This window comes from Bartonella sp. MR30HLJHH (assembly GCF_042194195.1).
Classification (GTDB): domain Bacteria; phylum Pseudomonadota; class Alphaproteobacteria; order Rhizobiales; family Rhizobiaceae; genus Bartonella; species Bartonella grahamii.
In genome coordinates, this window is sequence record NZ_JBHIMO010000029.1 from 1 (window position 1) to 6890 (window position 6890).

At 36.2% G+C, this 6890-nt stretch carries 7 protein-coding genes; 1 reads left to right on the top strand and 6 read right to left on the bottom strand.

All coding sequences use genetic code 11. The features are described from left to right. Positions 1-120: 120 nt before the first annotated feature. From ACFIKR_RS08380 to ACFIKR_RS08395, 4 genes are all read right to left on the bottom strand, one after another. The gene (locus ACFIKR_RS08380; protein ID WP_375659532.1) at positions 121-381 is read right to left on the bottom strand and encodes a hypothetical protein; all 261 of its coding nucleotides are present in this window, start codon (positions 379-381) and stop codon (positions 121-123) included. A 242-nt stretch (positions 382-623) separates the two neighbouring features. Next, on the bottom strand, positions 624-740 hold the full coding sequence (locus ACFIKR_RS08385; RefSeq protein WP_375659533.1) for a hypothetical protein: 117 nt from the start codon (positions 738-740) through the stop codon (positions 624-626). Between the two features lie 243 nt (positions 741-983). After that, complete coding sequence (locus ACFIKR_RS08390) at positions 984-1301, bottom strand: hypothetical protein (RefSeq protein WP_375659534.1); 318 nt, start codon at positions 1299-1301, stop codon at positions 984-986. Positions 1302-1712: 411 nt separating this feature from the next. After that, on the bottom strand, positions 1713-2639 hold the full coding sequence (locus ACFIKR_RS08395) for an abortive infection family protein (protein WP_375659535.1): 927 nt from the start codon (positions 2637-2639) through the stop codon (positions 1713-1715). Between the two features lie 330 nt (positions 2640-2969). Between ACFIKR_RS08395 and ACFIKR_RS08400 the strand changes: the two genes are divergently transcribed. Beyond that, positions 2970-3137, top strand: coding sequence for a hypothetical protein (locus ACFIKR_RS08400; protein ID WP_375659536.1), 168 nt, complete (start codon positions 2970-2972; stop codon positions 3135-3137). Between the two features lie 905 nt (positions 3138-4042). On the opposite strand, the gene ACFIKR_RS08405 is transcribed toward ACFIKR_RS08400, so the two are convergent. Both ACFIKR_RS08405 and ACFIKR_RS08410 read right to left on the bottom strand, forming a co-directional pair. Next, positions 4043-5407 carry an MFS transporter gene (locus ACFIKR_RS08405; protein ID WP_375659537.1) on the bottom strand — a complete coding sequence of 455 codons (1365 nt, stop codon included), beginning with the start codon at positions 5405-5407 and terminating at the stop codon, positions 4043-4045. A 592-nt stretch (positions 5408-5999) separates the two neighbouring features. Next, positions 6000-6281, bottom strand: a complete 282-nt coding sequence (locus ACFIKR_RS08410) for a hypothetical protein (RefSeq protein WP_375659538.1) — start codon at positions 6279-6281, stop codon at positions 6000-6002. Between the last annotated feature and the right edge of the window lie 609 nt (positions 6282-6890).

Consider the following 6890-nt stretch of genomic DNA (forward strand, 5'->3'; position numbering starts at 1 on the left):
CTTGGAAATCAGCTATGGATTGTTTTCTTGGCTCTTAAAACCAGACTGAAATGTAGGGAGGAGACGCGTAAAATGCTATGTGCCTAAATGTTGGCACAGTTCTTTACTTGGTCAGAAAAATCAGACAGAGTTCTTATTCTCATAACCGGTAGGATAGAGAACATATGTATCCATTGCAGCATCATCTTGGTTTTTACGACGATTGCTAACTTGTGTATCGGAATATACAGAAAAAGAATGTAAGGGTGGTTCTGTATCTGCTGTCCATTCTCTTATCGTTCGGGGTATTAAAAAAGAGAGTATAAAAAATAAAACACGCTTGCCTTTTTCAGTAATAGTTTCTGCTATCTTAAGATTAGGAAGGTCTTTCTCGTCCCACATGCCATAATCAATTCGCCACGGTTTGCTTCTTTTAGAACCCTCACAGAACAAACTTTAAGCGTTTTTTGTTGATGATCTAAAAGCTTTTTCGGTTCTTTTTTCTTAAGCGAGCTTCTCCTTTTTCTTCAAAAGGACTCCAATCTATTTGACTGTTTTCTCAATCAAACAGATTAATCCTTTGAATCCGGATTTCTTAGACTGCAAAAATGTGAGAAGTGTTATCACTCTACTCTGTTTCGGTGCTATCGATAAGAATATGATAGGTGAAGATCTTTTTTCAACTGGCTGCTATAAAAACTATCAATATCTTCTTTCTTGATCTGATGATTTGTACTATAAAATTTACAATGCACTATCACTTCATATTATATTTGTCCGTCTTATATCACATCCAAGGTGCATTCTTGCCAAGCAGTGTTGCTATATGAGGAAAAGTCTTATTGCTACCATCTAATCCCTTACGAGAGAATTATTAAAAATAAACCTTCATTCTAGATGCTTAAAAATAAGCTAAAAAACATGTTGTTGGAGTTTGAAATTTGAAAACTGAGTTTTGCCTCTCTAAAATGCAAACGTCCCAAGCCTTCCCTAAAACTAATCGTTCACGATCTTATTCCAGAAGACCCAAAAATCCTACAAACATAACCAAAAATAATCAAAGTCCTCTCCAAAATTTTCAGATATCCTCGTCTTTCAGAAAAAAACTGTTGCATATTTGCAATTTGGTTTGAGAAAAAACGGAACATCTCCACCCATACATAAAAAATGGCGAGAAGGTGAAAAAAACGTTTCCAACTTACCGCTATCTTAATATCATAAAAAGCTACAAAACTTGCTTCTAACGAAAAACGCAAGCCAATTAACTCTTCGTCATGGCACGCAATCTTTTTAAAGGGGCGGAAACCTTTAAAAATCGACATAAAGTACTTTCTACTGTAGTCCAATATGGTCTATTTTTTTAATTTCTGGTAAATAAATCAACAATACCTAGGGCTGCTTTCTTATAGAATTAAAAGCATCTGGAGGAGGTGAAAAAGCTTCCAGAAAATGATTTTAAGAAAATTTGCTCTTGCTCTTAGCTCGAAATATAAAATATTATGATAGGCTTTTGATGAAAATGATGTTGTTTTGCGATAAAAAAGACAAACATGCATGGAGTGGAGGCTTTGCTAGCCTTTTGTCTTAAAAGACAAAACCTAAAATGCCTATGATTGTAACGATACCCCGATTATTTGCAAAGAGTGTTTTGTAAAGGGTAAAGCATTATGTTGGTAGCAAAAAGCCTGTAAAGAGAAAATGGTTATGGCATGTAAGAATAGTGCTCTTTTTTATTATGGCTGATCCATGAGCTCTAAGATATACATTGAGAGAGAATGTGCGGCATTAAAAGTTAAGCGCGCATGGTGAGGTTTGAGATTGATTAGTTCCAAATCTTTTTCTGAGCGGCCGTGCGCTGCACTTTTCTTGTTTCTTAAATTCATAGTACCTTTTACAATTCTATACAGACCGGATGTGATCATTTTTAAGTCTTTTTCATCTAGATCTTGATTTTTTAAGTTTTCTTGCTTCATATCTTCGGGATGGATCTTGGCTTTCTTAACGACTTCTTCCCATAAATCTGGCAGCGTATAGCCGTTTTTATATGAGATAGAATGGTGTTCGAGATAAGCTTTGCAAGAGGCTTCCAATAGATTTGCTGCAAATAGAACCGCCTCCCTTGGATCTTTTTCTATATTTTCTAATGCTCTATTTATTTCGATTTCTACTGCTGAAAGTTTTTTCTCTGCAATAAGTTTTTTTAGCTCTTCTGTAGAGAGGAGACCTGCTTTTTGCAATTCTTGTGTGGAGGTCAGCTCATTCTTGATAATATGCCCTCCACGCTGATATCCCAAGTCATACTCCTTTAACTTTTCTAAAACTGTATGTTTATCTTTTTGTAACTGTAAAATTTTTTCATATAATAGTGGATTGGATCCGCTTGGGTCTGGGTCATAATATTCTTTTTCCAAAAAATCCCCAAGCAAGTTACCAAGGACTTCAAGTGGTTCTTCGCATTGAGAATTGATTGCACGTAGCCACGCTTTAACTTTTTGGATTTTTGTACCTTCTGGAACCTCAGGAGGAGCAAATGATGCAATAAACAAGTCATCTAACTCCTTATGCGTATAATGGTGCGCAAACATTGGAGAAAGTAGTCCAATGATTGCAGGAGGAATAGTGTTTTTCTGAGAGATTTTTTGCGGAGATGATAATTGCATTTTATGGCTTTATAATATCAAAAAGTGGTGTGTGGAGTGGTTTTTAGAGTATGATTTTATTGCCTGATCTTGCATAGAAGGTCGCGCAACAGTCTTGTGGCTTATATAAGATTTGTGAAAGAGAAATACTATATTGTGTTTTAATTTTTTTCTCCGTTCATTGTTATAGCAGTGAGGGGGATGGATAATGTGTGATAATTCGAAAAATATAGAATGAGAATAGAAGTATAATTTTGTATTATTGTAACTGCAATAACATTCTTTATTGGTAGATTGTTTATTGGAGAGAAGGAAACAGGCAATGTGCATAATCCCTGAAAGGAAGGCTTTATGACAAGAATTTCAACAATGGTATATTACCAAATGTTGGCACAGTTCTTTACTTGTCAGAAAGAGCAGATGGGGTTCTTTGTTCGCGTAACCGGTAGAGAGAACAAGTGGGTAGGGGATAGGTTTACCAATCTCGTTTATTCCGTTAAAGCTTACGGTTTTCTATAAAAAGGCTGTTTTCATTATATCCGCTGTTAATCTCGCGTATTTGGTCGTGATGGAAATATAGACGTTTATCGTGTCTGTAAGGGAGCTTGAAGCAATGAAGTTATGTGTAAAAGAGTTCTGAAAAGCTTCTTTTGTCCGTAAATTTTATAAGAAAAATCTAAAGGCAGGAAAATGTTAGAGAAATCTCAGAGCACACTGTAAAAGTAAAAAAACAGCCTTTTTAGAGATGGTTTGCTGTCTGTCATCGTGCATCATGATTTTCAATATTTTTAAAAATTTTCCCCTCAATGAGAGAAGGCTTTTTTATTAAAGAGGGGTAGATTTGTGATGACAGTTCACAATGGAATGGAGAGAGATGCTGCTTTACCAGATGTTTTTGTCGCTTCATCTTCATTTGAACCTGTTGCGGTTATGCAAGCATAGCGATTCAAGGAGGTTTAAATGGGGTGAATAACATCACCAGGTTTGCAGCACGGTGCTATTTTCCACATCGCGATGTGTGGCAGGAAGAGGGTCAGCATTTAGGGCGTTTGCCCGAGATGCTATATTCTATGCTGGTGCCTGTAGGGGTGTCTGTTGGCGCGTTTATGGGACTATTCCGCATTGAAATGCGTGCTTAATTTCGTAGACACTTGCAAAGATACCAACAGAAAATCCCATATTTCAAGAGGTTTTGAGAGGTGTCTAAGAGTACAAAGGAAGCATGAAGTTGATAAACACCGCATGTTACTGGAGATGGCCAAATTTTAGAGTTTAAGAAGCTTGTTGGTTTAGTGTCCTTTCATAAAAATAACGAAGGTTGTGGTCAAGGTCTCAGTGTGTTGGTTTCTCGAAAAGTAGTAAACTGCTCTATGATCTTATATGCCATTGCAAATGTTATTGAGAAGGCATTCAAACAAAGCATATCATAAATCGGAGCCCTTTTCTTTATGCGATAAGGAGAGTGCGAGGCAAAACAGTAAAAATGCGGCGATAGAGAATATAAAGAATATGAGATATGTTTGGTTGAAGGAAAGGTGTTCCTCTGTCAGTGAATGGATCAAAAAGCCAGCGAATACACCCCCCAAAGCTCCACCTATTTGCTGTAATATGCGTGTGATAACTGCTGTATCTTTGACGTATAAACTGTTGACATATTGGATGGGGGCGGAAAGGCAGACAATGGTGGTGATGCCAAGCCCTATGCCTCTTAGCAAGAATCCAAGCCCATCCATGCTTATATTATAGCCGAAGCATAATAACCCAAAGCTTGATATCACCATACCAATTCCTATCATGAAAAAGGGAGATTTTTCTTTCCATTTCTGGTAAATAAATTTCCTTCCGATCCATGCACCTACCCCTTGTAGAGCAAGGACTGCGCCGATGATGAGAAGGCTATTTTCATGACTTCCTTCCATGGCAACGGCTAGTGGGAAATAAACGAGGAAACTATAAAAAAGAAATGAAGCAACAAGCCCCATGATCATGAGTAATGTGTAGCGCGCATTTTGAAATCCGCTAAAGACGATTAATTTGTTTTTTGCTTTCTGATTAGAAACAATGAACAATATGAGAGATATCACCGCTATAAGTGCTAGGATATATATGGAGGTGTTGTTCTTTATATTTCTGGCCTCTGTGAGGTAAAAAAACGAAATAAGCGATATGGAAAAACTTAAAAATGCAAATAAGTTAAATTTTGTTTTTGTTGTTTCGTTGCTCTTTAAGTGTTTAGCTCCAATGGTGAGCGCCAATAAAATGAGCGGAATATTGATAAAAAATAACAAACGCCAAGATACATACTGAGCAAGTGAGGCGCCTATTAGCGGACCAAAGGCAGGAGCAAAAACTGTTGGTACAGCTATGGTGCCCATGGCTTGTCGCACCCTTTCTTGTCCGAATTGTAATGCAATGATGGTTTGGCTAAGGGGCAGCAAAAGACCTGTCCCGAAATCTTGAATGATACGGGCAGATATAATGGTTGGAAAATCATAGCTTAATCCTACCCCTAGTGATCCAAGCATAAAAATGAAGCTTGCAAGAAACCAAGTCTTTTTGATACCTATTCTTCCTTGTACAAAAGCTGCTATCAACAACCCTGGCACGGTGGCAAGAAAATAGGATGTTACAATCCATTGTATATTATTTTCTTCTACTGAAAGATAAAAAGCAAGGTCAGGAAGGATAACATTAACAATGCTTCCGTCCAGCAAGGGGAGTATGCTGGAAATAATCACGGTATATATTACATACCTTTCTGATTTGGTATAGGAATCCACCTTTTGCATGATCATGCTCCCTACAGACACTCTTTAAATATTGGTTCCACCCCATAAATCACAGACTTTGAGAATGAACACTTGTTTGTGATGGCTTTAATATGGGGATGAATGTGATTGGAAGCGCTGATGGTCCCCAAATACTTCTCTTGTGTACAATCCTTCTTCCTCCAAAATGAAGCCATCAGTTAAGCTGATATTAATGAGTTTATCGAGGAGTCTCTTTGCCGTCAACTCACTTTGCATAAGAGCAAAAGCAGAACCTACACGAGATGTGCATGCTTGTTCCATTTGCATTTATTATTTAACATGGAAAATGTTAAAATCTTTATAAATCAATTTATTGACTGAAAAATCCAATGTTTGTTTATATATCATTTTTTATGATTAAATGATTGTTTGGGTGTCAAATGTATTCTCAATAGTTTATAGTTTTCTTTTCTTAGGTGTACGGCTTTTTCTGGAAAATGTTCGACAGTCTCGTAATCGTTTAATAAAAATTAAAATCGGTTATAAGGAAGCGCTTGTAAATTATAGGGTAGGAAAAAGTTGCATTTTATAAACAATAGGGGAGGACCATTTCCATAGCCCAAACATTTTTTCAAGTTGGTATGGTATCTTTTTGAAGTGTTTGATCGATAAAAGTTTCATAATTATCAGAAACAATATATTGGGCATTTTCTCCTAAAGCTTTGAAATGTTCGCGACCGCAATGGATTTTTGCTTTTTTCAGATTGCGCAACATGTCTTCGAAAATACTTCCTTTGCTTTCCACAACAAAATACAGTTTGTCTTGCCCATCTTTTACTTCAATAGAGGTGGCTTCAATTTGCTTGACAAGCTTTTGTTCATAAGTATCAATAGAATCTAGTTTATACAGCATGTTGTGTTTATTATTTATTTGATACATTTAATCGAGAATGCAAATTGTGTTCGTATATTCAAACTAAAGTACTGATATTGAAGCGGTGAGAGTGTTACTTTGTTGAGAATAGATAATTTGGTAGGTTGGTAGTCCCTTTGTGTCAGAGAAATTTCACCTTATTCTCTCATATTGTGCGTGGATGAAATGTTAACCGCATAATGCTCCTTCTTACATTGAGATGTAAGATTGATATGGTTTCCATATTAAGAAAAGTTGTTGATTGTAGAGGAATATTTTTCTGCGAAATTTGTTTTGCTCAAATGGCAAAAATAGAGCAATAGTCGCATATTTGTTACGCTGTAACGCATATATATAATCGATGAAGTCAACACTTCATTTAAGAAATTTTTTAAAGAAAAAACATAAGTAAATAGAATTGTTAAAAAAAATCTTTTATTTTGAAGCTTGTTTCTCATGATTATAAAAGTTTTACGTGGATGTCGAAAAATTTTGGTCGTGCTGAAAAGCATGAAAAATCAAGGAAATTTTGCAAAAAAAGCTGTACAGACGACTGTACAGCTTTTTATGTGTTTTCTTTAGAGGTAGAAGTTTTAAAGCATGAAAGTG

Coding starts and splice junctions, on each gene's coding strand:
- ACFIKR_RS08380 (WP_375659532.1), bottom strand. CDS start 381: ATGTGGGACGAGAAAGACCTTCCTAATCTTAAGATAGCAGAAACTATT.
- ACFIKR_RS08390 (WP_375659534.1), bottom strand. CDS start 1,301: ATGTCGATTTTTAAAGGTTTCCGCCCCTTTAAAAAGATTGCGTGCCAT.
- ACFIKR_RS08395 (WP_375659535.1), bottom strand. CDS start 2,639: ATGCAATTATCATCTCCGCAAAAAATCTCTCAGAAAAACACTATTCCT.
- ACFIKR_RS08400 (WP_375659536.1), top strand. CDS start 2,970: ATGACAAGAATTTCAACAATGGTATATTACCAAATGTTGGCACAGTTC.
- ACFIKR_RS08405 (WP_375659537.1), bottom strand. CDS start 5,407: ATGCAAAAGGTGGATTCCTATACCAAATCAGAAAGGTATGTAATATAT.
- ACFIKR_RS08410 (WP_375659538.1), bottom strand. CDS start 6,281: ATGCTGTATAAACTAGATTCTATTGATACTTATGAACAAAAGCTTGTC.